Source organism: Rhizobium sp. Leaf384 (assembly GCF_001424065.1).
In the GTDB taxonomy this organism is placed as follows: Bacteria; Pseudomonadota; Alphaproteobacteria; order Rhizobiales; family Rhizobiaceae; genus Ferranicluibacter.
This window is the reverse complement of record NZ_LMQE01000001.1, coordinates 1,212,446-1,232,915: the sequence shown is the minus strand read 5'-3', so window position 1 is coordinate 1,232,915 and position 20,470 is coordinate 1,212,446. Positions and strand designations below refer to the sequence as shown.

General features: G+C 64.4%; 26 protein-coding genes and 1 tRNA gene. 11 read left to right on the top strand and 16 right to left on the bottom strand.

Going from position 1 to position 20,470, the window contains the following annotated elements; genetic code table 11:
* Positions 1 to 4 precede the first annotated feature (4 nt).
* The 8 genes from ASG25_RS05700 to ASG25_RS23390 all read right to left on the bottom strand — a co-directional run bounded on the left by ASG25_RS05700 (position 5) and on the right by ASG25_RS23390 (position 6,178).
* The gene (locus tag ASG25_RS05700; protein WP_062470418.1) at positions 5 to 625 is read right to left on the bottom strand and encodes a Maf-like protein; all 621 of its coding nucleotides are present in this window, start codon (positions 623 to 625) and stop codon (positions 5 to 7) included.
* Between the two features lie 275 nt (positions 626 to 900).
* Entirely contained in the window at positions 901 to 1,119 is a 219-nt protein-coding gene (gene infA, locus ASG25_RS05695) for a translation initiation factor IF-1 (protein ID WP_004435948.1), read from the bottom strand.
* Between the two features lie 251 nt (positions 1,120 to 1,370).
* On the bottom strand, positions 1,371 to 1,847 hold the full coding sequence (locus tag ASG25_RS05690; protein WP_062470415.1) for a low molecular weight phosphatase family protein: 477 nt from the start codon (positions 1,845 to 1,847) through the stop codon (positions 1,371 to 1,373).
* 3 nt (positions 1,848 to 1,850) lie between these two features.
* On the bottom strand, positions 1,851 to 2,327 hold the full coding sequence (locus ASG25_RS05685) for a UPF0262 family protein (protein WP_062470414.1): 477 nt from the start codon (positions 2,325 to 2,327) through the stop codon (positions 1,851 to 1,853).
* Positions 2,324 to 3,628, bottom strand: a complete 1,305-nt coding sequence (gene hisD / locus ASG25_RS05680; RefSeq protein ID WP_062470411.1) for a histidinol dehydrogenase — start codon at positions 3,626 to 3,628, stop codon at positions 2,324 to 2,326. The genes ASG25_RS05685 and hisD overlap by 4 nt, the downstream gene beginning before the upstream one ends.
* Before the next feature lie 157 nt (positions 3,629 to 3,785).
* Complete coding sequence (locus tag ASG25_RS05675; RefSeq protein ID WP_062470408.1) at positions 3,786 to 4,241, bottom strand: DUF2948 family protein; 456 nt, start codon at positions 4,239 to 4,241, stop codon at positions 3,786 to 3,788.
* A 216-nt stretch (positions 4,242 to 4,457) separates the two neighbouring features.
* Positions 4,458 to 5,750, bottom strand: a complete 1,293-nt coding sequence (gene murA / locus ASG25_RS05670) for a UDP-N-acetylglucosamine 1-carboxyvinyltransferase (RefSeq protein WP_062470405.1) — start codon at positions 5,748 to 5,750, stop codon at positions 4,458 to 4,460.
* 173 nt (positions 5,751 to 5,923) lie between these two features.
* A complete protein-coding gene (locus ASG25_RS23390; protein ID WP_062470402.1) occupies positions 5,924 to 6,178 on the bottom strand; it encodes a hypothetical protein in 255 nt (84 codons plus the stop codon).
* A gap of 247 nt (positions 6,179 to 6,425) precedes the next feature.
* Here ASG25_RS23390 and ASG25_RS05660 point away from each other — a divergent pair.
* Positions 6,426 to 6,500, top strand: a tRNA-Thr gene (locus tag ASG25_RS05660).
* 175 nt (positions 6,501 to 6,675) lie between these two features.
* On the opposite strand, the gene ASG25_RS05655 is transcribed toward ASG25_RS05660, so the two are convergent.
* From ASG25_RS05655 to ASG25_RS05640, 4 genes are all read right to left on the bottom strand, one after another.
* Entirely contained in the window at positions 6,676 to 7,341 is a 666-nt protein-coding gene (locus ASG25_RS05655) for a DUF2076 domain-containing protein (protein ID WP_062470399.1), read from the bottom strand.
* 104 nt (positions 7,342 to 7,445) lie between these two features.
* Positions 7,446 to 8,162, bottom strand: coding sequence for a Bax inhibitor-1/YccA family protein (locus ASG25_RS05650; RefSeq protein WP_062470395.1), 717 nt, complete (start codon positions 8,160 to 8,162; stop codon positions 7,446 to 7,448).
* A gap of 58 nt (positions 8,163 to 8,220) precedes the next feature.
* Positions 8,221 to 8,994: a zf-HC2 domain-containing protein gene (locus ASG25_RS05645; protein WP_062470392.1), complete on the bottom strand. Its 774-nt coding sequence runs from the start codon at positions 8,992 to 8,994 to the stop codon at positions 8,221 to 8,223.
* Positions 8,981 to 9,517: a sigma-70 family RNA polymerase sigma factor gene (locus tag ASG25_RS05640; RefSeq protein ID WP_062470389.1), complete on the bottom strand. Its 537-nt coding sequence runs from the start codon at positions 9,515 to 9,517 to the stop codon at positions 8,981 to 8,983. The genes ASG25_RS05645 and ASG25_RS05640 overlap by 14 nt, the downstream gene beginning before the upstream one ends.
* A gap of 141 nt (positions 9,518 to 9,658) precedes the next feature.
* Between ASG25_RS05640 and ASG25_RS05635 the strand changes: the two genes are divergently transcribed.
* Positions 9,659 to 9,877, top strand: coding sequence for a hypothetical protein (locus ASG25_RS05635; protein ID WP_156379599.1), 219 nt, complete (start codon positions 9,659 to 9,661; stop codon positions 9,875 to 9,877).
* A 79-nt stretch (positions 9,878 to 9,956) separates the two neighbouring features.
* Here the strand turns inward: ASG25_RS05635 and ASG25_RS05630 are convergent, their stop codons facing one another.
* From ASG25_RS05630 to ASG25_RS05615, 4 genes are all read right to left on the bottom strand, one after another.
* Positions 9,957 to 10,346, bottom strand: a complete 390-nt coding sequence (locus tag ASG25_RS05630; RefSeq protein WP_062470383.1) for a DUF930 domain-containing protein — start codon at positions 10,344 to 10,346, stop codon at positions 9,957 to 9,959.
* A 191-nt stretch (positions 10,347 to 10,537) separates the two neighbouring features.
* Positions 10,538 to 11,002 (bottom strand): YbaK/EbsC family protein, encoded by a 465-nt coding sequence (locus ASG25_RS05625; RefSeq protein WP_062472264.1) that lies wholly within the window; start codon positions 11,000 to 11,002, stop codon positions 10,538 to 10,540.
* Positions 11,003 to 11,116: 114 nt separating this feature from the next.
* Positions 11,117 to 11,305, bottom strand: a complete 189-nt coding sequence (locus ASG25_RS05620) for a hypothetical protein (protein WP_062470381.1) — start codon at positions 11,303 to 11,305, stop codon at positions 11,117 to 11,119.
* A 13-nt stretch (positions 11,306 to 11,318) separates the two neighbouring features.
* Positions 11,319 to 11,573, bottom strand: a complete 255-nt coding sequence (locus ASG25_RS05615; RefSeq protein ID WP_062472260.1) for a GlsB/YeaQ/YmgE family stress response membrane protein — start codon at positions 11,571 to 11,573, stop codon at positions 11,319 to 11,321.
* A 726-nt stretch (positions 11,574 to 12,299) separates the two neighbouring features.
* On the opposite strand from ASG25_RS05615, the gene ASG25_RS05610 reads away from it, so the two are divergent.
* The 9 genes from ASG25_RS05610 to cheD all read left to right on the top strand — a co-directional run bounded on the left by ASG25_RS05610 (position 12,300) and on the right by cheD (position 20,434).
* Positions 12,300 to 13,937: a globin-coupled sensor protein gene (locus ASG25_RS05610; RefSeq protein ID WP_082479919.1), complete on the top strand. Its 1,638-nt coding sequence runs from the start codon at positions 12,300 to 12,302 to the stop codon at positions 13,935 to 13,937.
* Between the two features lie 127 nt (positions 13,938 to 14,064).
* Complete coding sequence (locus ASG25_RS05605; RefSeq protein WP_062470379.1) at positions 14,065 to 14,358, top strand: STAS domain-containing protein; 294 nt, start codon at positions 14,065 to 14,067, stop codon at positions 14,356 to 14,358.
* Between the two features lie 2 nt (positions 14,359 to 14,360).
* Positions 14,361 to 14,726 (top strand): chemotaxis response regulator CheY1, encoded by a 366-nt coding sequence (cheY1, locus tag ASG25_RS05600; protein ID WP_062470377.1) that lies wholly within the window; start codon positions 14,361 to 14,363, stop codon positions 14,724 to 14,726.
* Positions 14,727 to 14,753: 27 nt separating this feature from the next.
* Positions 14,754 to 17,060, top strand: coding sequence for a chemotaxis protein CheA (locus ASG25_RS05595; protein WP_062470375.1), 2,307 nt, complete (start codon positions 14,754 to 14,756; stop codon positions 17,058 to 17,060).
* Between the two features lie 3 nt (positions 17,061 to 17,063).
* Positions 17,064 to 17,531: a chemotaxis protein CheW gene (locus ASG25_RS05590; RefSeq protein ID WP_062470371.1), complete on the top strand. Its 468-nt coding sequence runs from the start codon at positions 17,064 to 17,066 to the stop codon at positions 17,529 to 17,531.
* Positions 17,528 to 18,433: a protein-glutamate O-methyltransferase CheR gene (cheR, locus tag ASG25_RS05585; RefSeq protein WP_062470365.1), complete on the top strand. Its 906-nt coding sequence runs from the start codon at positions 17,528 to 17,530 to the stop codon at positions 18,431 to 18,433. Before ASG25_RS05590 ends, cheR begins: the two co-directional genes overlap by 4 nt.
* On the top strand, positions 18,433 to 19,494 hold the full coding sequence (locus ASG25_RS05580; protein ID WP_062470359.1) for a chemotaxis response regulator protein-glutamate methylesterase: 1,062 nt from the start codon (positions 18,433 to 18,435) through the stop codon (positions 19,492 to 19,494). The genes cheR and ASG25_RS05580 overlap by 1 nt, the downstream gene beginning before the upstream one ends.
* Positions 19,494 to 19,883, top strand: a complete 390-nt coding sequence (locus ASG25_RS05575; RefSeq protein WP_062470356.1) for a response regulator — start codon at positions 19,494 to 19,496, stop codon at positions 19,881 to 19,883. The genes ASG25_RS05580 and ASG25_RS05575 overlap by 1 nt, the downstream gene beginning before the upstream one ends.
* Positions 19,880 to 20,434, top strand: a complete 555-nt coding sequence (cheD, locus tag ASG25_RS05570; RefSeq protein ID WP_062470351.1) for a chemoreceptor glutamine deamidase CheD — start codon at positions 19,880 to 19,882, stop codon at positions 20,432 to 20,434. Before ASG25_RS05575 ends, cheD begins: the two co-directional genes overlap by 4 nt.
* The last annotated feature ends 36 nt before the right edge of the window (positions 20,435 to 20,470 follow it).

Genomic DNA, 20,470 nt, shown 5'->3' with positions numbered 1-20,470 from the left:
GCTGTCATCCTTCAAGCCAGGCATCATGCACGTTGAAGCCCTCGCCGGAGAGGAGGGCGACGGTTTCCGTCAGGGGCAGGCCGACGACATTGGAATAGGAGCCGACGAGCTTGACGACAAAGCTCCCGGCAATCCCCTGGATGGCGTAGCCGCCTGCCTTGCCGCGCCACTGGCCGGAGGCAAGGTAGCTTTCGATATCGTGCGAGGTCAGGCGGCGGAACCGCACCTTGGTATCGACGACCTTCTGCCGAACGGAGCCGTCCGGCGTGATCAGGCAGATGCCGGTATAGACGCGATGGCTACGGCCGGAGAGAAGCGTCAGGGCCGCCGTGGCCTCTCCAAGGCTTTCGGGTTTCTGTAGAATGCGTCGGCCGACGCTGACGACGGTGTCGGCGGCCAGGAGATAGGCGCCGCGCGCCTCGTCCATGCCCTTCAGCGCTGCCGCCGCCGCCCGCGCCTTCTCGGACGAAAGCCGCCAGGCCAGCGAGCGCGGATGCTCCGTCCGCCTTGGCGTCTCGTCGAGATCCATCGGCATCAACCGCCTAGGCTCGATGCCGACCTGTGCCAGCAGCTCGACGCGGCGGGGCGAGCCGGATGCCAGAATAAGCGTCTGATCGTTTGCCATCGTCTGTCGTTCCCGGATCTCTGCGCAAGGATCTCCCGGCCGGAACCGGTCTTGTGGACAAGGCCCTGCAGCAGGGTGCCGGGCGGCGTCGATGCCGGATCCGGACCAGCCGGGTCGGCAATGACCGTCCTCACCCGAGCCACGCATTCGGCCCTGTAGCGCCGGTCTGCCGGGCAGGGGCTGGCAGCACCTGTCGGGATCGTCCACGATCGGACCGGATCTCTGTCCCGACAGAACATGGCGACGCCACGGCCGGATCCGGCTTGGCGCGTGCCTTACTTGAAGCGGTAGGTGATGCGGCCCTTGGTCAGGTCGTAGGGGGTCATTTCCACGAGCACCTTGTCGCCGGCAAGAACGCGGATGCGGTTCTTGCGCATGCGGCCGGCCGTGTGGGCGATGATTTCGTGTTCGTTCTCCAGCTTGACGCGAAACGTCGCATTGGGGAGCAGTTCGGTTACGACGCCCGGGAATTCGAGGACTTCTTCTTTCGCCATTGACGATTTGTCTTTCCGAGTTTCATGAAGGCACTGGGCCTCTTTAAAAAATTTGCCGGAAACTACACAATCACCGTCCGTTTGTGAACAGCGGCGTTCCGGTTTTCGATCTTTCCGTCATCAGCCAGGGATTCGGCAACGGCTACACGGCGTCTTTCGACGCTGCAGGCCGGGCACGATGGCGTCGACGAGGGTCCGTGCCGCCGCCGGAGAACGCCTGTTCCCGCATGCGCGGCTGCGCGTGACCCGCTCTATGGCATCTTGCGCGGCGATTGTCCAAGCAAACGATGCCGGATGAGGCTCTCCAGATGGTCGCGGACGTCGCGATAGGCCCCGACGATCTGGTCGCGCGTGCCGATGGCGGCTGTGGGGTCCGCCGTTGGCCAGTATTCCACATCGACCGCCATCGAGCGGGTCAGCTCGAGGGCGCGGTGATGCGCTTCCGGCGCCAGGGTTACGATCATGTCGAAATAGTCATCCTCGAGCTGATCCAGCGTGTGCGGTTCATGGCGACCGGCGGTCAGGCCCAGCTCGTCCAGCACGACATCGACGAACGGGTCACGCTCTCCGGTCTTGACGCCGGCCGATGCGATATAGGTGCCGGCCGGCAGAAGCGCCTTCGCCAGCACCTCGGCCATGGGCGAGCGGATGGCATTCATGCCGCACATGAACAGCACCGATCGGGGAGGACCGGCGCCGTCGTCTCGCGGTTCAAGCCCCGGCGCCATCGCCTATCCCCGCCAGTAGAGCACGCAGACGAGGGTAAAGAGCCGGCGCGCCGTGTCGAAGTCGAGCCTGATCTTGCCCGAAAGGCGATCCATCAGCGTCTGCGATCCCTCGTTGTGGATGCCGCGCCGCCCCATGTCGATCGCCTCGATCTGGCTGGGCGTCGCACTGCGGATGGCGGCGTAATAGCTTTCGCAGATCATGAAATAGTCCCGCACGATGCGGCGGAACGGCGTCAGCGACAGAATATGGGTGATCACGTCGGAGCCGGCCTGCGTGCTCACGTGGAGCACGAGCTTGCTGTCCATCAGCGACAGTTTCAGGCAATAGGGCCCGCCCTCATGGCCAATCGGCTCGAAGCTGTTTTCCTCGATCAGGTCGAAGATGGCCACGGCCCGCTCATGCTCCACATCGGGCGTCGAGCGGCCGATCGTCTCGTCCAGCACGACGTCGCAGAGGCGAAAAGCGGGCCCCTCGCTCATCCCGCCTCTCCGAGGTTCAGGCGGATCGCCACCGAGCGGGCGTGGGCCTCCAGACCCTCGGCGCGCGCAAGCGCGATTGCCGCCGGGCCGAGGTCGCGCAGCTGGTCTGCGCCAAGCCTGAGAATCGAAGTGCGCTTCATGTAGTCGAGCACGCCGAGGCCGGAGGAGAACCGCGCCGAACGCGCCGTTGGCAGGACATGGTTGGAGCCGCCGACATAGTCGCCGATGACCTCGGGCGTGTAGCGTCCGATGAAGATCGCGCCCGCATTGCGGATCTGCGGGATCATTGCGTCCGCATCGGCCAAAGCGAGTTCCAGATGCTCGGCGGCGATCCGGTTGGCGAGATCCGGCGCGTGGGCAAGGTCCTCGACAAGGATGATCGCGCCGAAATCGCGCCAGCTGCTGCGTGCCGTCTCCGCGCGTGGCAGGGTGGCGAGCTGCCGCTCCACGGCGCGCTCGACCGCATCGGCAAGATCGGCATCGTCGGTGATGAGGATCGATTGCGCGCCGGAATCGTGCTCCGCCTGCGCCAGCAGATCGGCTGCGATCCAGCTCGGATCATTGTCCTTGTCGGCAATCACCAGGACTTCGGAAGGCCCGGCGATCATGTCGATGCCGACCGTGCCGAAAACCTGCCGCTTTGCGGCGGCGACATAGGCATTGCCCGGACCCATGATCTTGGCGACCGGTGCGATCGTCGCCGTGCCATAGGCAAGGGCGGCGATGGCTTGTGCGCCGCCGATCCGGTAGATCTCGGACACGCCGGCCATCCGGGCCGCGGCGAGCACGGCGGGATTGATGTTGCCCGCCAGCGCCGGCACGACCATGACCACGCGCGGAACGCCGGCGACCTTCGCCGGCAGGGCATTCATCAGCACCGAGCTCGGATAGCTTGCCGTTCCGCCGGGAACATAGAGGCCGACCGCATCGATCGGCGTCCATCGCGAGCCGAGACCGACGCCCATGGCATCGGTATAGATATCGTCCTTCGGCAGCTGCCGGGCATGGTGCGCCTCGATCCGCACGGCGGCGACCTTCAGCGCGCCCAGCACCTCGGACGGCACGGCCTCGATGGCGGCATCCACTTCCTCGGCAGAAACGGCCATGGCCGTCGTGGCATGGTCGAGCTTGTCCCATGTCAGCGTATACTCGGACAGAGCCGTATCGCCCCGGGCGCGCACGTCTGCGATGATCCGGCGCACGGCAAGGTCGACATCCTCGGAGACCTCCCGCTTGGTGGTGAGAAAAGCCGCAAAAGCGGCCTCGAAATCGGAAGCGCGGTGATCGAGGCGAATGGCCACTGGGTCTTTATCCTTCCTGTCGGCGGACATCATGTCGGGCCGCGGGCGACCCAAGACGAAACGTCGGGGCGCGCGGTCCGGGAGGCAAGCTGCAGACGCAAGACGGGTCTGCAGCCGGGATCGGCTCGGCCCGCGTCAAGCGCCGGCCGGCACCGTCTCAGCTTTCCGGATGGTGCGGCCTGAAAGCGGTTTCCCATGCCCCGCCCGTGTCCGCAAGCTGTACCTCGATACATTCCACATTCAGCGCGATCGTCGCATCGCCGGCGAGAACCAGTTCCAGCACGCCGTCCGGGCCTTCGCCCTGGGGCTGGAAGCGCAGCGCGAGCAGCGACAGCACGGCATCCGGGTCCGTCCTCGCAACGCCGATGGAGCGCACGGAGGTGACCCGGTGGAACCCGATCACGGCACGGCGGCGCTCGTTGGTCTTCTTCTTGGAAAGCGCCGGCTCGCCCCCCACCGTCTTTTCCCAGACGAAGCGGTTCACCACCAGGGCGAAGCTGCCGGTCCGGGGCGTGTAGGATATGCCCTCGACCTTGAAGACCGCATCCTGCACATGCGCGGAAAGGATCTCGAGGTCCTGGGCGTCAAGCGCCATGAGCTTCAATGCGTCCATAAGGTCCTGCCTGTCAGATCCTGCCTGTACTGCACGATCCTGCGAGTGAGATCCTGCCCGGGATCCGCCTGTGCGAGCGCACCTTGGGCGAACGGGCTTCTGCGGTGTCGTCTGCAATCCGGCTGCAATCCGGCTTCCGGACCGCCGGGTTCCGTCATCCACAGCAGAGATAGGTCGCGGCCGCGGCTTGCGCAACGGGCCGCGACCCGCACGGCATCAGTCGGTCACGCGCTCGACGATCGCGCCGCAGCGCGTGAGCTTCTCTTCCAGTCGCTCGAAGCCGCGATCCAGATGATAGACGCGCGACACCATCGTGTCGCCTTCGGCCACCAGGCCCGCAATGACGAGCGACACGGAAGCGCGCAGGTCGGTTGCCATGACCGGGGCGCCCTTCAGGCGCGGCACGCCCTCGATCTTCGCCGTCTGTCCGGACAGCGTGATCCGTGCGCCGAGCCGCGCGAGCTCCTGCACATGCATGAACCGGTTCTCGAAGATCGTCTCGGTGATGTGCGAAACGCCGCTGGAACGCGTCATCAGGCCCATGAACTGCGCCTGCAGGTCGGTCGGGAAGCCCGGGAAGGGGTCCGTCACCACATCCACCGGCTTGATGCCGCCGCCGTTGCGGTAGACCCGGATGCCGGTTTCGGTCGGCGTGATCTCGGCGCCCGCGCGGCGGATCGCTTCGAGCGCCGTGTCGAGCAGGCTTGCATCGGTGCCTTCCAGCACGACGTCGCCGCCGGTCATTGCCACGGCCATCGCATAGGTCCCGGTTTCGATGCGGTCGGGCAGCACCCGGTGGCGCGCGCCGGAGAGCGATGTGACGCCCTCGATGGTGATGGTGGAGGTGCCGGCGCCGGTGATCTTTGCGCCCATGGCGTTCAGGCAGTTTGCAAGATCGACCACCTCGGGCTCGCGCGCGGCATTGCCGATCGTCGTCGTGCCATTGGCAAGCGTTGCCGCCATCATCATGACGTGCGTGGCGCCGACGGAAACCTTCGGGAACACGTAGCGCGCGCCGATCAGGCCACCCGTGGGGGCCGTCGCATTGATGTAGCCGCTGTCGATTTCGATGTTCGCGCCAAGGGCGGCGAGGCCTTCGATGAACAAGTCGACCGGCCGGGTGCCGATGGCGCAGCCGCCGGGCAGCGACACGCGGGCCTTGCCCTCACGCGCCAGAAGCGGCCCGATGACCCAGAAGCTCGCGCGCATCTTTGAAACGAGTTCGTAGGGCGCCGTGGTGTCCACGATGTTACGGCAGGTGAAATGGATCGTGCGCGCATAGCTTTCGCCCTGCCGCTCGCGCCGGCCATTGACCGAAATGTCGGCGCCGTGATTGCCGAGGATGCGGATGAGCTGCTCGACGTCGGCAAGATGCGGCACGTTCTCCAGCGTCAGCGTGTCGTCGGTGAGGAGTGATGCGATCATCAGCGGCAGGGCGGCGTTCTTGGCGCCGGAAATCGGGATGATCCCGTGAAGCTCGTTGCCGCCGGTAATTCTGATGCGATCCATGATCGGTCCTCGTCAGGGCTGAAGCGCCCCTGCATGATAGATATGCCGTTCGTCGGCAGGAAAGCGGCTTCCATAAAGCAAGCCGGCGCAAATGAGAAGCGACCCCGGGGGGACGCGAAGGCGGAGGGGGGTCCGCAGGCGATATCGGCGCAGGAGGATGCCGACGCCGCGCATTATGTGGAGGATTCGTCCGGATTTGCGGCAGGATCGGACGAAGCGGGCACCGCAGGGTCACCATCGCCCGCGCGGTCGCTCCGAGGCGTCGTCTCTTCGCCGGGAGGCGATTCGGCGGCCGGCAAGCCCACGCCGTCATCGGCATCGCCCGCACGGCGTGCTCGCCCCTGCTGCTTGCGACGCTGAAGGTTCTCCCGCAACGTCCGCGCCGCCCGCTCCCGCCGGGCCTGGGCCTGTCGTTCCGCCTCGCTCATGTCGCTGCTCCCCTTCCTCACGCCTAAGGCTGGCCCCGACGCGCGCGCGTCGCGGCGCGCCTGCCGGATCGTCCGGTCGCCTTCCTACAGAATCGGCGCGTTTCGCGAAAGCCGAGGCGTGTCGCTCGCCGCCTGCAAATGCCCCAAACGCAAGAAAACCGCGACACGCGCCTTGCGCTCCCCGAAAACCTATGGCAATAGGCCCTCGCTCCGACACGGTCGCCAACGCGCCGCCGCTGTCTTCAGTGCTGCTATAGCTCAGGGGTAGAGCACTCCCTTGGTAAGGGAGAGGCCGAGAGTTCAAATCTCTCTAGCAGCACCATTCATCTTCTTTCCTCATCCAATTTTCTTCGGCCGTCCGAACGTGATCCACAAAGTGGACGCAGGTACTGTTGCTGTCCCGCATCTCCGGCGGATGGCCCACCCAATGAGCCGCGGTCGCACGAAAAAGAGCCGGCGTTTGGCCGGCTCCTGGTTTCGTCACATCGTTTGGGGGATCAAAAATCCATGTCGCCCATGTCGTCCCCTCCCATGTCGTCGGCGCCCATGTCGGCTCCGGCATCGTCCGCCGGGGCTCCGGCCGGGGTTTCGGCCGCGTTTGCCTCGCCTCCGGAGAACATGCTGCCGATGGCGCTCCCGATGAGCATGCCGCCGGCGACGCCCATGGCGGTCTGCGCGGCGCCCTGCAGGAAGCCGCCGCCGGCCCGCTGGCCCTGCTGAACCGCACCCTGGTTGCCCCAGGGGCTGGTTGCCGGGCCGCCTGGGTGGCTTGCGGGTGGTTGGCCCATGGGGTTCACCTGGCCGTACCCGCCTTGCGACAGCTGGCCGTAGGTGTTGGCTGGCGCCGCTCCGCGGGCCGGGGCCGCCCGGCTTCCGCCGCCGAACAGGCTGGAGAGCAGTCCGCCGGACGAGCGGCCCGAAGACTGGCCCGACGCCTGGCCCGAAAACTGGTGCTCCAGCTCCTGGATCCGCTGCTCGGCGGCCGCCAGGGCCTGGTCCTGGACCACGATGGTCTGTGCCATCAGATAGGGGGCCGTCGGCTGGGCGGCGATTTTCTGGCCGATGAAGGCATTGGCCTCCTGGTCGAGCGGTCCGGATTGACGCTCGACCTCGGCAATACGGGAAAAGAGCCCGTCGATTGCCTGGCGGTCATTGCTGTCCATGGTGATGTGTCTCCGTCATCTCGTGCGCAACGCAATGGTTGCAAGGACTGTTGTCGGGTCCTCCCGGCCGTCGGGCCGGAAGGCTTGGGGCGCGGGCGATGGCGCTATTCGCGCTCGCCGGTGAAGTTCAGCAGGAGCTGGAAGATGTTGACGAAGTTGAGGTACAGCGACAGGGCGCCGAAGACGGCAAGCTTCTGCTGCGATTCCTGATCCATGTTCTCGGCGAACTGTTCCTTGATGTTCTGCGTGTCGTAAGCCGTCAGGCCGACGAACACGACGATGCCGATGACCGAGATGGCGAACTGCAGGGCCGACGAACCGAGAAAGATGTTGACGACCGAGGCGATGACCACGCCGATCAGGCCCATCATCAGGAACGAGCCCATCTTCGACAGGTCGGCCTTCGTCACGTAGCCATAGAGGCTGGTCGCGCCGAACATCGTCGCAGCGATGAAGAAGGTGCGGGCGATGCTCGTCTCGGTGAACACGAGGAACACGGACGCGAGCGAGAGCCCCATCACGGCGCAGAAGGCCCAGAACATTGCCTGTGCGGCGGCGCCCGACAGGGTCTGCAGTCGAAACGACATGAAGAGCACGAAGCCGAGCGGGGCGAGCATCACGACCCATTTCAGCGGCGACTGGAAGATGGGAACGTAGAGTGCCGGCGTCGTGCCGACGATGAAGGCGACGAGGCCGGTGACCACGAGGCCGAGGCCCATGTAGTTGTAGACCCGGAGCATGTGCTGGCGCAGGGCCTGATCAAGGAAGGCGCCGCCTTGGACCGTGGCGCCGTAGCGGGGGCCGGGATTGCTGAAGCTCATTGGGGTTCTCCTTTGGAATGCGGGATGTGATTACCTCCGGCCGCGTGGCGACCGAAGATCAGTAAAGGGATTCGAAGAGGCGTTCCGCCGTCTGCGTCAGCTTGGCATCGCCTTTCGGCGAGACGAGTGCATAGGCGACGTCGCCGATCTGCCAGTCCGCCGCCTCGATGCCGTCGATCGCGTAGGTCTTGACCGGTCGAACCGAGAAGGCCCCCGGGCGAACGGCAAAGAGGGACATCTGCACCTTGTCCGGCGTGCGGATGGCGAGCTCCACGCTCGGGCCGAAGCGCGAGGGGAACACCTGCACGTCGACGACCGTCCAGCTGTCCGGCAGGGCCGGCATGACGATGGCGGTCGCGGCGCGGATGTCCTCGCGGTCGTAGGTGTGAACCTCCGGCTGCGACGCCATGGTCTCGCGGATCTCCGCCGTGCGGTGGGCCCGCACAGCCTCCTCGACATGCGCCGGCGGTGGCTCGGATGCCACGACTTCCGTTACCTGGAAGGGGCCGAAGCTCGTACTGGCAACCCAGCCGGCACCGACGAGCAGGCCGATGGCGGCCACCCGCCGCAGCTGCTGGCTGACACCTCGAAAGCGCAGGCCGCTTTCGAGGCGCCGGGCCGCGTCGCGTGTCTGGCGCGTACCGCCGGGATCGACCGTCGCCTGCAGTGACAGGCGCAGTTCGCCCCGCAATGCCAGATCGCCCATCACGCGGGCCGCGGCCTCCGGGTTTCGGGCCAGATGCGCTTCGACCTGCAACCGCCGCTTCGGCGTCAGCTGGTTGTCGACATAGGCATCCAGGTCGCCGTCGAGGATCGGATCAGCCATGGTCATTGTCGGTACCTCCAACGATCTTGAGGTGCGTCGGCGCGCGGCCTTCCTCGAACGCGCGCAGGCGGGCCCGCGCGCGGGAAAGGCGCGACATCAGCGTCCCCACGGGTATGTCGAGGACGCGGGCGGCGTCCTGGTAGGACATCTCGTCGAGGGCAACGAGATGCAGGGCTGCGCGCTGCTCTTCGGGAAGGCTGAAGAAGGCCTCGCGCAGCTGTGCGAGACGAACGACATCTTCCGCCCCGCCTTGATGCAGTCCTTCCGACAGCAAGGCGGCTTCCTCTGCGCGCCGCGTCTGCGAGCGTTTGCGGCGCAGGCTGTCGACATGCGTGTTGTGAAGAACGGACATCAGCCATGTCCGCAGGTTGGCACCCTGGCGGAATGTCGGTCGACGCTCATAGGCACGCATCAGCGCGTCCTGCACCAGATCCTCCGCATCGTGCGGATTGCGCACGAGCGAGCGGGCGTAGCGCCGGAGAGCGCCGAGCTGGCCGATGACATCGAAGGGGCTTTTCCTGTCGTCCATGCCCCATATACGCACGTCAAGCTGTGCTTATTCCCGTGGCCTGAAAATTTCTTCCCGAACAATAGCGCCAAGCCATGAATTAGAGTAACCTAAATCATGGAAGCGTCTTGCATGTGCGAGTTCTGTTAAGGGATGGGTGATATGCTGGAGAACGCAAGGGGCCAAGCCCCGGACGGCGGATCGACCCTGGAGGAGGTGGTTTCGCGAGAATGGCTGATCGACCAAGGGAAATGCGGCCGCCTGGTGCTGGCACCAGAGGCAGCCGTGGAGGACATGGCGACGCATATGATGCGCACACTTCTGACCACTGTCGGATTGCTGACGGTTTCGATGACCCTCATGCTCTGGGCGGCAAACTAGGTCTGCCGCTCGGATTCAGGAGCGCCTGAGGTCGGGAGCACTTGAGGTCAGGAGCGCCTGAGGTCAGGCATGCCCGCCGTCAGGGATAAAGATAGTGCCGTTCCCAGGCATCGTGCGGGATCAGGCTGCCGATCTCGTATTTGAACGATTTCACGTTGATATGATCCGGGCCGGTCGTGCAGCGGAATTTCAGCCGGTACCACTCGCCCTCACTCCGAAAGACCGCTCCTGGCGCCGTGATCGTGTTCGTGGCCGTCACGGGATCGCCGAAGGCATAGGCAATCACCTTGTCAGGACGATAGGTGTTCTTGTCCTTGTTGATGCGCTCCATGGCTTCGGTATCGCAGCGCTGCTCCAGCCGAGTGGCCGGGTCGAGCTTCTGGAATTGGGAAACAAGCCGTTGATCCATGGCGGCCGTCGAGGTGGCGGCGCATGCCGCCAGCAGAGCCGACAAGGCTATTCTGTTCATGCGTTGATTCTCTCGCTATCGGTCGGAGCCCCGCTTCAAGGCCATTTTCTTGTCCATTCCATGGCTGAAAAAAGGCGCGAGCACCGGCGATGGCTCATGTGCGTGTGAACGTACGCCCTGAGTGTCCTCTATCCCATTGAATGAAAACGAATTTTCTGAACGGACATGACCGACAGACAGATGGCACCGATTTATGGCGCTGCCGCCACGTCGATCCATGTCGCGCCGGTGATCTCTGCCATGCGCTCGGGCGAAATCCGCACCGCGGCGTTGATCGCACCGGCTGCCGGCACCACGATATCGAAGGCACGCAGCGAGAGATCGCAATAGATCGCAAGAGGCCGGGGCAGGCCAAACGGACAGACGCCACCGACCGGATGACCCGTTTCGCTTTCGACGTCGGCGAGGTCGAGCATGCGGGCCTTGGTGCCGAACCGTGCCTTGAATTTCTTGTTGTCGAGACGCGCCTCGCCGCCGGTGACGATCAGGATCACCTCGTCTCCCAACCGGAGCGCCAGGGTCTTGGCGATCTGCGCCGGAACGACGCCGTGCGCGGCGGCCGCCAATGCCACGGTCGCCGTGCTTTCCGTAAGGACGATCACGTCGAGGTCGGGTGCCGTCTCGGCAAGAAAGGCGGTCACGGAGGAGAGACTCATGAGGCTGGCCGTTTCCCTGTTTTCGCACCGCCGCATGCCGGTCGTTCCCGACCGAACGCAGACGGCAGCGACGCGCCCCTGCGAGCCCGTCGCCAAACCCTGTTCAACGCGTGTTCAATCGTCGTTGGATGCGTCAAGATCCTCGGGCCGGATGCCTTGCTGGCCATGAGGAAGGTAGCCGTGGCTCGTGAACCAGTTCTCGAGGATGGCGGCAATCGCGGCATCCCGGCTGTCGATCTCCGGATGGTCGGAGATGAAGGATGCGAGGGCGGATTCGATCTTGGGATCTGTCGTGCTGGTCATCGATATCGTGTCCTCAGGCCCGCTTGATCACGCGAATGAGCACGAGCAGGATGATCGCGCCGAGGGTCGCATGGATGATGGCAGCGAGAATGCCGCCGCCGATCCCGAAGCCGAGACGGGGGAACAGCCAGCCCGCGATGAAGGCGCCGAGAATGCCGACGATGATGTTGCCGACGAGGCCGAAGCCGAAGCCGGACACGATGAGGCCGGCGAGCCAGCCGGCCACGGCCCCGATCAGCAGGAAGATGAGGATGCTTTCGATACCCATGGATGGTTCCTTTCCGAATGGATGAACCAGGAGATAGGGCAGCATGGGTCCGGGGTTAGATCTTCACCGGCAGGAAATATGCGTGAACGGATCGTCCCGGAATGGGTCAGAGAACCCGGGCGGGCAGCGTGACGCGGCCATCCTCGATGTTGAGAAGCGCGGAGATGGCAGCGAGCGTCAGGCATGCGATGAGGGTGGCGCTCAATCCGAGAACAATCATTGCCCGTTTCCTTTTCGCGTCACCGTCATGATGCCGCTGGATCCTTCCACATGACACAAAACGCTGCCGGAGCGACCCGATCGCGCCGTTCATGACGCTGTCGCTCGTGGCCGGACGTCGTGCCGGAAGCGACCTCTTTCTATGCGCGCGCGGACAAGGCCACAATTGCGAGGAATGGGGGGTGAAAACCTGTAACCACAGGCGTTTGCGGCCTTTGCCAAGGGATCATTCAGCATTCTGTGGAATAGGGGTCGGCCGTTAACCTTCAAGCAACGAATTAACCATAAACATGGTCCCTACACGTCGAAGTGGGGACCCGCGTCCCCTCCCGGGCATGATGCCGATCCGACGAGCCGGTTTGAACCCGGTATGGGACGTAAACGGGTTTCGTCCCGTTTTCGGACAATAGGCATCATCGTGCGCCGCAGGCGCACACTCTCCTTTCGTTCGGCAGGCGGTGATGGTCATCGATCCTGACGGGAGACAGACTGGGACCGGGGACAAGCGTGGGACAGGAAGCGGTGGCAGACCAGAATCGGAGGGCGCAGGCGGGAAGCCTGGTCGAGCGCCTGCGGTTTGCCGGGCTGGATTCCGGCGAAACGGAGGTTCTCCGCCGTCATCGGCAGGCCCTTCAGCCCCAGGTCGATCTCGCCTTGCGCGATCTCTTTCAGCGTCTTCAGACCTTTCCCGAAGCGTCTCGCCATTTTGCCAGCGACCGCCAGATCGATCGGCTGCACGACCTCCACACCTCGCATTGGAGCGTGGTGACGGATGCGCGGTTCGACAGCCTCTATGCCGAGCGCGTGAAGGTTCTGGCCGATGCGGAAAGCCGCATGGGGCTCGATCCCCGCTGGCAGATTGCCGGCCATGGCGTCATTCTCGAACGGCTTATCCTCGCGGCCATCGCGGAATTCTGGCCGAAGTCCGTGCTGTCGACCGGCAAGGGCAAGCAGCAGGAACTGACGGACCTCGTCTCCGCTCTGGTGCGGACCGTGTTCGTCGACACGGAAATCGGCGTCACGCTGCGCTTCAACGAGCAACGGCAGGCCCACCAGCGCCAGCTCGCAGAGACGCGCGCGACATCCGAAGCCGAAATTCTGGCAGCCTTCACCGGTATTGCCGACGCCCTGTCTCTGGGTGACGTTACCATGCGCACGCCGGCCGACGTCCCCGAGGCTGCCGTTCCGCTCGCCCGGTCGCTCGATGCGGCGCTCGACACCATCGAGGCGAACCTGCGCAATCTGGACACCGGCATCTCCGCCTCCGCCACGGCGGGCGCAGCACTTGCCGAGGGAACCGAACGCCTGGGATCGGCGGCCCAATCCGAGGCGGTCGCCCTCGATGCGGTTGCCGAGCGCCTCGAGGCGCTCGTTGCCCGTGTTCGCGAAAGTGCCCGCGAAAGCGCGGCTGCCGAAAAGGCCGTTGCTGCAACCGGTCACTCCGTCGAACGCAGCGGCGAGATCGCAGGCCTTGCGATCGCCGCGATGGCCGACATCGAAACCTCGGCCGAGAAGATCGGCCAGATCATCGGCGTCATCGATGAAATCGCCTTCCAGACCAATCTTCTCGCCTTGAATGCCGGTATCGAGGCCGCGCGTGCAGGCGAAAGCGGTCGCGGTTTCGCGGTCGTCGCCCAGGAAGTGCGGGCGCTTGCCCAGCGCTCCGGCGATGCCGCGCGCGAAATCAAGCAGCTGGTTTCCGGCACGAAAGCCCAGGTCGACGCCGGCGTCGAACGGGTCGGCCGCACGCAGGCTGCGATCGGCAGCATCGTCGAGCAGGTTCACGGCATCCAGTCGGCCGTCACCGGCATCGCCCGGCAGTCGGGCGAGGATCTCTCGAGCCTCGAGGATCTGCGTCTTGAGATCGGCCGGGCCGGTCGGGCGCTTGCAGACCTCACCAGCGATGCCGAGCACACCAACGGCGTCGGTCAGACGGCACGGCTCGTGACGATCGAGCTCGGTGAAACCATTCGCCGCTTCACGCTGCGCCCAGCAGGCACGGGTTCACGTGCGGCATCCAACACGATGGTCGCCGCCCCGCAACCGCCGCAGGCCGTAGCCGCGCGGATGCCGAGGGCGGAAGCCTTTCTCGATGACGAGGACGACATGGCCTTCGGGCGCGTGTCGGCATGGGGGCGATCATGACGATGCTCCCCGCTCTGCGTCCATGCCCGTGCCGCCTGCGTGACACCGCTTTTGCCGGTTCGCGCAGCCGGGACGGTTTCGTTCGACAGGTCAATCTCCTCCAGGTGACACAAGGAAAGGCGCCGTGATGGCCCCAAAGAAAGCCGCATCGAAGACGCTCAATCTCGCGCCGGTCCTCGACCTCAACGAGGCAAGCGCCCTTCACAGCAAGCTGACGGAGATGCGTGGCAGCAACATCGTCATCGATGCCTCGGCCGTCGAGCGGGTCGGCGCCCTCTGCGTGCAGGTCCTGATGGCCGGCGCCAAGAGCTGGGAACAGGACAAACACGCCTTCACCATTTCCAAGGTGTCGGATGCTTTCACGAAAACGACGCAGCTCATCGGGGTCAATGTCGACCACCTGATGGCGAAGGAGATCTGAAAATGAAGAAGAAGGTTCTCACCGTGGACGATAGCCGGACCATCCGGAATATGCTCCTCGTGACGCTTAACAATGCCGGTTTCGAAACTATTCAGGCCGAAGACGGCATCGAAGGGCTCGAAGTTCTCGAAGACTGCAACCCCGATGTCATCGTCACCGACATCAACATGCCCCGCCTCGACGGCTTCGGATTCATCGAAGGCGTTCGTCGCAACGAGAAGTACCGCGCCATTCCGATCCTGGTCCTCACCACGGAAAGCGATGCGGAAAAGAAGAACCGCGCCCGCCAGGCCGGAGCGACAGGCTGGATCGTCAAGCCGTTCGATCCGACCAAGCTGATCGACGCCATCGAGCGCGTAACCGCTTAAAAGAACACCCTCGCCAGGATTCCAGCTATGGATATGAACGAAATCAAAGAGATCTTCTTCCAGGAATGTGAAGAACAGCTCGCAGAACTGGAATCCGGTCTCCTCCGTTTGAATGACGGAGATCGCGATCCGGAAACGGTCAATGCGGTCTTCCGGGCCGTTCACTCCATCAAGGGCGGTGCCGGCGCCTTTGGCCTGGATGATCTGGTCTCGTTCGCCCACGTGTTCGAGACGACGCTGGACTGCGTCCGTTCCAACAAGCTGGAGCCCACGCAGGAGGTCCTGAAGGTCATGCTCAAGTCGGCCGACGTCCTGGCCGACCTGACCAACTGTGCCCGCGACGGCGGCAGCGTCGACGAAGCGCGGTCCAAGCAGCTGATCCGCGAGCTCGAAGCACTGGCGCATGGAACGCCGCTCCCGGGCGCTTCCGAGGCGCCGGCAGCCAAGCCCGCACCTGCCAAGGCTGCGCCCGCCAAGCCGGCCGCACCGGCACCCGTGGCTGCGGCGCCCAACGACCAGGGCTTTGTTCCCGTTGCCTTTTCGTTCGATGATTTCGGCGACGAGGCCGAGGCCGAGCCGGCACCGATGCCGACCTTCGAAATCTCCTTCAAGCCGAATGCCGACCTCTACCGCAAGGGCAACGAGGCGACGCTGCTCCTGCGCGACCTCTCGCGCCTCGGCGAGATGAGCATCCTGTGCGACATGGACAGCCTGCCGCCGCTGGAGGCGATGAACCCGGAAGATGCCTATTTCTTCTGGAAGATCTCGCTGCGCACCGACAAGGGCGAAGACGCGATCCGCAGCGTGTTCGAATTCGCCGAATGGGACTGCGAACTTGAGGTTGCCGAGCTTGCCGAAGGCGAACAGTCTGTTGCGGTCGATGGCGAAGCGCCGATGCAGGCCGTCCCCTTCGATCTTTCCATCCTGGACGACGAGCAGGAACATCCCCTCGGCGTGGTCGAGGAGGAGGAGCAGATTGCCGCCGGCGAACGCGAGGCCGCGGCCAACGCTCTGGAAACGGCCAGCAACGTTCTCAATCTCGCCAGCGCCGCCGCGAAGGCCGCAGAAGCAAAGCAGGCGCCGGCCAGCGCCGCAAATGCCGCCAGCGCCCAGCAGGCCGCCGCAGCGGGCCAGACGATCCGTGTCGATCTCGACCGCGTCGACCGCCTGATCAACCTCGTCGGCGAGCTTGTCATCAACCAGGCGATGCTGTCGCAGAGCGTCATCGAAAACGACACCAACGGCACGTCGTCGATCAACATGGGCCTCGAGGAGCTGCAGCAGCTCACCCGCGAGATCCAGGACTCGGTCATGGCCATCCGCGCGCAGCCGGTGAAGCCGGTCTTCCAGCGCATGGCCCGCACGGTCCGGGAAATCGCCGACATCACCGGCAAGTCGGTCCGCCTCATCACCGAGGGCGAAAACACCGAAGTCGACAAGACCGTCATCGACAAGCTCGCCGAGCCGCTGACGCACATGATCCGCAACGCGGTCGATCACGGCCTGGAAATGCCCGAGAAGCGCGTCGCTCTCGGCAAGAACCCCGAGGGAACGGTCCGTCTGACCGCCAAGCATCGCTCGGGACGCATCATCATCGAGCTTGCCGACGACGGCGCGGGCATCAACCGCGAACGCGTTCGCCAGAAGGCCATCGACAACGATCTGATCGCGGCCGATGCCAACCTGTCGGACGAGGAAATCGACAACCTGATCTTCCATGCCGGTTTCTCAACGGCCGAGAAGGTCTCCGACCTTTCCGGCCGCGGCGTGGGCATGGACGTGGTCAAGCGGTCCATCCAGGCGCTCGGCGGCCGCATCAACATCTCGTCCAAGCCTGGCCAGGGATCCGTCTTCACGATGAGCCTGCCGCTGACGCTCGCCGTCCTGGACGGCATGGTGGTCACGGTGGCGAGCCAGACGCTGGTGGTGCCGCTGACCGCGATTGTCGAGACGCTGCAGCCGGATGCCGCCTCCATCCATTCCTTCGGCGCGACGCAGCGCCTGATCTCGATCCGCAACTCCTTCTGCCCGCTGGTCGATGTCGGCCGGATCCTGAATTTCCGGGCAACCCAGGCCAATCCCGTCGAAGGTGTGGCCCTGCTCGTCGAGTCGGAAGGCGGCGGTCAGCGCGCTCTCATGGTCGATGCGATCCAGGGGCAGCGACAGGTGGTCATCAAGAGCCTCGAGGCCAACTACACCCACGTGCCGGGCATCGCCGCGGCGACCATTCTCGGTGACGGGCGCGTCGCGCTCATCCTGGATGTCGACGCCGTCGTCGCGGCCTCCCGTGGTCAGCCCTTGAAGCTCGAATCCGCTCTGGCCGCTGTGGGATAAGCCATGACGACGCTCGTAGCCACCATGACCGGCAGTGCCCGCGAACTGATCGCCTTCAGGATCGGTGACCAGGAGTTCTGCGTTGACATCATGTCGGTGCGCGAGATCCGCGGCTGGACGCCTGCAACGCCCATGCCGCATACGCCGCGCTACATGCTCGGCGTCATCAACCTGCGGGGCGCCGTGCTGCCGATCATCGATCTGGCAGCGCGCCTCGGAATGAAGCCGGCCGAACCAACCGTTCGGCATGTCATCATCGTCGCACAGTCCGGACAGACGATCGTCGGACTGCTGGTCGAGGCGGTGTCCGACATTCTGAGCGTGACGAACGACAACATACAACCGACGCCCGATGTCAGTTCCGACTTCGAGCGAACCTTTGCCCGCGGTGTCCTTGCCATCGAGAAGCGCATGATCTGCCTGATCGAACTGGACGCCGTCTTTCCTCATACCGAAAGCGAAGCCGCATGAGCAGAATGGCCGCATTCGACACGAAAGCGTCGCCCGACGAGTGCTTGGCCAGCGGCGAATACCCGCTGACGCGCCGCGATCTTTCCGAGATCGCAGCGATGATCTACGCCGATGCCGGCATCTACCTGAACGAGTCCAAGGCCTCGCTCGTCTATTCGCGCCTGTCGAAACACATCCGCAATCTTGGCCTCGGGGGCTTCCGCGAGTACTGCAATCTCGTGTCGTCCCCGGCCGGTGCCGCCGAGCGCCGGGACATGCTGTCGCATCTCACCACCAATTTCACGCGCTTCTTCCGCGAGAACCACCATTTCGAGCACTTGCGCGATGCCGTGCTGCCGGGCCTGATCGCGCGTGCCAAGGCCGGCGGCCGCGTCCGCATCTGGTCGGCTGCCTGCTCCGACGGGCAGGAACCCTATTCGATCGCGCTGACCATCCTGTCGGTCCTGCCCAATGCGGCGGATTTCGACATCCGCATTCTCGCCACCGATATCGACCCGAAGATCCTCGCGATTGCCCGCGCCGGTGCCTATGACGTCAATGCGCTGGAAACGGTTACCCCGCAGATGCGCAAGCAGCACTTTCAGCAGACCGCGGTCAATGGTCGCGAGAAGTGGCAGATCGACGACAAGGTCAAACGGCTGATCACCTTCAACGAACTGAACCTGATGGCACAGTGGCCGTTCAAGGGGCCCTTCGACGTGATCTTCTGCCGCAACGTCGTCATCTACTTCGATGAGCCGACCCAGATGAAGATCTGGTCGCGGTTCGCCACCATGCTGGACGGCGGCGGGCACCTCTACATCGGTCATTCCGAGCGCGTTTCCGGCGATGCAAAGGCCGTGTTCGACAACATCGGCATCACCGCCTATCGCTATACCGGCAAGCACGGGGGAGGCCGCTGATGACCGCGCCCGCTCGCGTCCTCGTCGTCGATGACAGTGCCACGATGCGTGGTCTCATCACGGCCATCCTGAATGCCGATCCCGCCGTCAGCGTGGTCGGACAGGCAGCCGATGCGCTGCAGGCACGCCAGGCGATCAAGGACCTCGATCCCGACGTCATCACGCTCGACATCGAAATGCCCAACATGAACGGTCTCGATTTTCTCGAGAAGATCATGCGGCTGCGTCCGATGCCGGTCATCATGGTGTCGACGCTCACGCATCGTGGCGCGGAAGCGTCCGTGGCTGCGCTCGAGATCGGAGCCTTCGACTGCGTCGGCAAACCTCTCCCGGGCGATCCGCACCCCTTCAGCGACCTTGCCGAAAAGGTGAAGGCCGCCGCTCGCTCGCAACGCAAGTTCATCCTCTCCGGCAACAAGGTTGCGGCGCCGAGCGCTGCCAACACCAATGCCACGGCGGTCGACTATCGGGCCGCCCGCCGGATCATCGCCATCGGATCCTCCACCGGGGGGGTGGAGGCCCTGATCAACGTCTTGCAGAAGTTTCCGAAGAATTGTCCGCCGACGGTGATCACGCAACACATGCCGGTCACCTTCACGAAGAGTTTTTCGGAACGGCTCAACCGGCTTTGCGCCCCGACGGTCGAAGAGGCCTTCGACGGCGCAAAGCTCGAGATCGGCAAGATCTATCTCGCCCCCGGGGGAGATCGCCACCTCCAGATCGTCAATCCGTCCGCACCCACGTGCCGACTGATCGATCGGGAACCCGTCAACGGACACCGCCCGTCCGTGGACGTTCTGTTTGATTCCGTGGCGGAACTCGCCGGCCGCAACGGCATTGGCATCATCCTGACGGGCATGGGGCGCGATGGCGCCTCCGGCCTTCTCAAGATGCGCAAGGCCGGGGCCCGGACGTTCGGCCAGAATGAAAAGACCTGCGTGGTCTATGGAATGCCGAGGGTGGCCTACGAAATAGGCGCCGTCGAAATGCAACTGCCCCTCAACTCCATCGGGGAAGAAGTTCTGAAATGCGCCGCGACCCGAAGGGAAGGAACTGAATAATGTCTATCGCCGAAAAAATCAAAGTGCTGATCGTCGACGATCAGGTAACCAGCCGGCTTCTGCTGGGCGAAGCTCTGCAACAGCTGGGCTTCAAGCAGATCACCGTTGCCGCCGATGGCGAGCAGGGGGCCAAGATCATGGCGCAGCAGCCGCACCACCTCGTCATCTCCGACTTCAACATGCCGAAGATGGACGGTCTCGGCTTGCTGCAGGCTGTTCGCACCAACCCTGCAACCAAGAAGGCCGCCTTCATCATGTTGACGGCCCAGGGCGACCGGGCACTGGTCACCAAGGCGGCAGCGCTCGGCGCCAACAACGTCCTGGCAAAGCCCTTCACCATCGAGAAGATGCGGGCGGCGATCGAAGCCGTGTTCGGAGCGCTCAAATGACCCTAGACGCTGCGGTTAAGCGTGTGCATGTCATCCAGGGCGAGTATAAGGTCGTAACGGATCCGGATGTGGTTCTCTCGACCATTCTCGGCTCCTGCGTTGCTGCCTGCATGCGCGATCCCGTGGCAGGCGTGGGCGGCATCAACCATTTCCTGCTGCCCGGTTCCGCCGAGGCGATGTCATCGGGAGGAGACGCCACGCGATATGGCGTTCATCTCATGGAATTGCTGATCAACGGACTTCTCAAGAAAGGCGCGCGGCGCGACCGGCTTGAGGCCAAGATCTTCGGCGGCGCCAAGACCATTGCGCGCTTTTCCAATGTCGGTGAGCAGAACGCCCTGTTCGCCCGCCGGTTTCTCCAGGACGAAGGCATTCCCATCGTCGGCGAGAGCACCGGCGGCGAGCACGGGCGCAAGCTGGAATACTGGCCGGTGACCGGCCGGGCACGTCAATACGCCCTGACCGGCGTCGAGACGCAGAAGACGGTCGCCCAGGAGCAGCGCCCAGTCCCGGCTCCCAAGCCCGCAGACAATTCGATCGAATTCTTTTAATCAGCAACCGCGCCGTCCGGCACGCGGTCAGGGGAC

Bases quoted from the DNA above. Each gene is read 5' to 3' on its own strand.
- ASG25_RS05655 (WP_062470399.1), bottom strand. From the start codon at position 7,341: ATGGACAGCAATGACCGCCAGGCAATCGACGGGCTCTTTTCCCGTATT.
- ASG25_RS05615 (WP_062472260.1), bottom strand. From the start codon at position 11,573: ATGGGTATCGAAAGCATCCTCATCTTCCTGCTGATCGGGGCCGTGGCC.
- ASG25_RS05650 (WP_062470395.1), bottom strand. From the start codon at position 8,162: ATGAGCTTCAGCAATCCCGGCCCCCGCTACGGCGCCACGGTCCAAGGC.
- ASG25_RS05675 (WP_062470408.1), bottom strand. From the start codon at position 4,241: ATGGACGCATTGAAGCTCATGGCGCTTGACGCCCAGGACCTCGAGATC.
- cheR (WP_062470365.1), top strand. From the start codon at position 17,528: ATGAGCAGAATGGCCGCATTCGACACGAAAGCGTCGCCCGACGAGTGC.
- ASG25_RS05620 (WP_062470381.1), bottom strand. From the start codon at position 11,305: ATGACCAGCACGACAGATCCCAAGATCGAATCCGCCCTCGCATCCTTC.
- ASG25_RS05590 (WP_062470371.1), top strand. From the start codon at position 17,064: ATGACGACGCTCGTAGCCACCATGACCGGCAGTGCCCGCGAACTGATC.
- ASG25_RS05635 (WP_156379599.1), top strand. From the start codon at position 9,659: ATGCTGGAGAACGCAAGGGGCCAAGCCCCGGACGGCGGATCGACCCTG.
- ASG25_RS05645 (WP_062470392.1), bottom strand. From the start codon at position 8,994: ATGACCATGGCTGATCCGATCCTCGACGGCGACCTGGATGCCTATGTC.
- ASG25_RS05625 (WP_062472264.1), bottom strand. From the start codon at position 11,002: ATGAGTCTCTCCTCCGTGACCGCCTTTCTTGCCGAGACGGCACCCGAC.
- murA (WP_062470405.1), bottom strand. From the start codon at position 5,750: ATGGATCGCATCAGAATTACCGGCGGCAACGAGCTTCACGGGATCATC.
- cheY1 (WP_062470377.1), top strand. From the start codon at position 14,361: ATGAAGAAGAAGGTTCTCACCGTGGACGATAGCCGGACCATCCGGAAT.
- ASG25_RS05630 (WP_062470383.1), bottom strand. From the start codon at position 10,346: ATGAACAGAATAGCCTTGTCGGCTCTGCTGGCGGCATGCGCCGCCACC.
- infA (WP_004435948.1), bottom strand. From the start codon at position 1,119: ATGGCGAAAGAAGAAGTCCTCGAATTCCCGGGCGTCGTAACCGAACTG.
- ASG25_RS05575 (WP_062470356.1), top strand. From the start codon at position 19,494: ATGTCTATCGCCGAAAAAATCAAAGTGCTGATCGTCGACGATCAGGTA.
- ASG25_RS05580 (WP_062470359.1), top strand. From the start codon at position 18,433: ATGACCGCGCCCGCTCGCGTCCTCGTCGTCGATGACAGTGCCACGATG.
- ASG25_RS23390 (WP_062470402.1), bottom strand. From the start codon at position 6,178: ATGAGCGAGGCGGAACGACAGGCCCAGGCCCGGCGGGAGCGGGCGGCG.
- cheD (WP_062470351.1), top strand. From the start codon at position 19,880: ATGACCCTAGACGCTGCGGTTAAGCGTGTGCATGTCATCCAGGGCGAG.
- ASG25_RS05640 (WP_062470389.1), bottom strand. From the start codon at position 9,517: ATGGACGACAGGAAAAGCCCCTTCGATGTCATCGGCCAGCTCGGCGCT.
- ASG25_RS05685 (WP_062470414.1), bottom strand. From the start codon at position 2,327: ATGAGCGAGGGGCCCGCTTTTCGCCTCTGCGACGTCGTGCTGGACGAG.
- ASG25_RS05595 (WP_062470375.1), top strand. From the start codon at position 14,754: ATGGATATGAACGAAATCAAAGAGATCTTCTTCCAGGAATGTGAAGAA.
- ASG25_RS05700 (WP_062470418.1), bottom strand. From the start codon at position 625: ATGGCAAACGATCAGACGCTTATTCTGGCATCCGGCTCGCCCCGCCGC.
- ASG25_RS05605 (WP_062470379.1), top strand. From the start codon at position 14,065: ATGGCCCCAAAGAAAGCCGCATCGAAGACGCTCAATCTCGCGCCGGTC.
- ASG25_RS05690 (WP_062470415.1), bottom strand. From the start codon at position 1,847: ATGGCGCCGGGGCTTGAACCGCGAGACGACGGCGCCGGTCCTCCCCGA.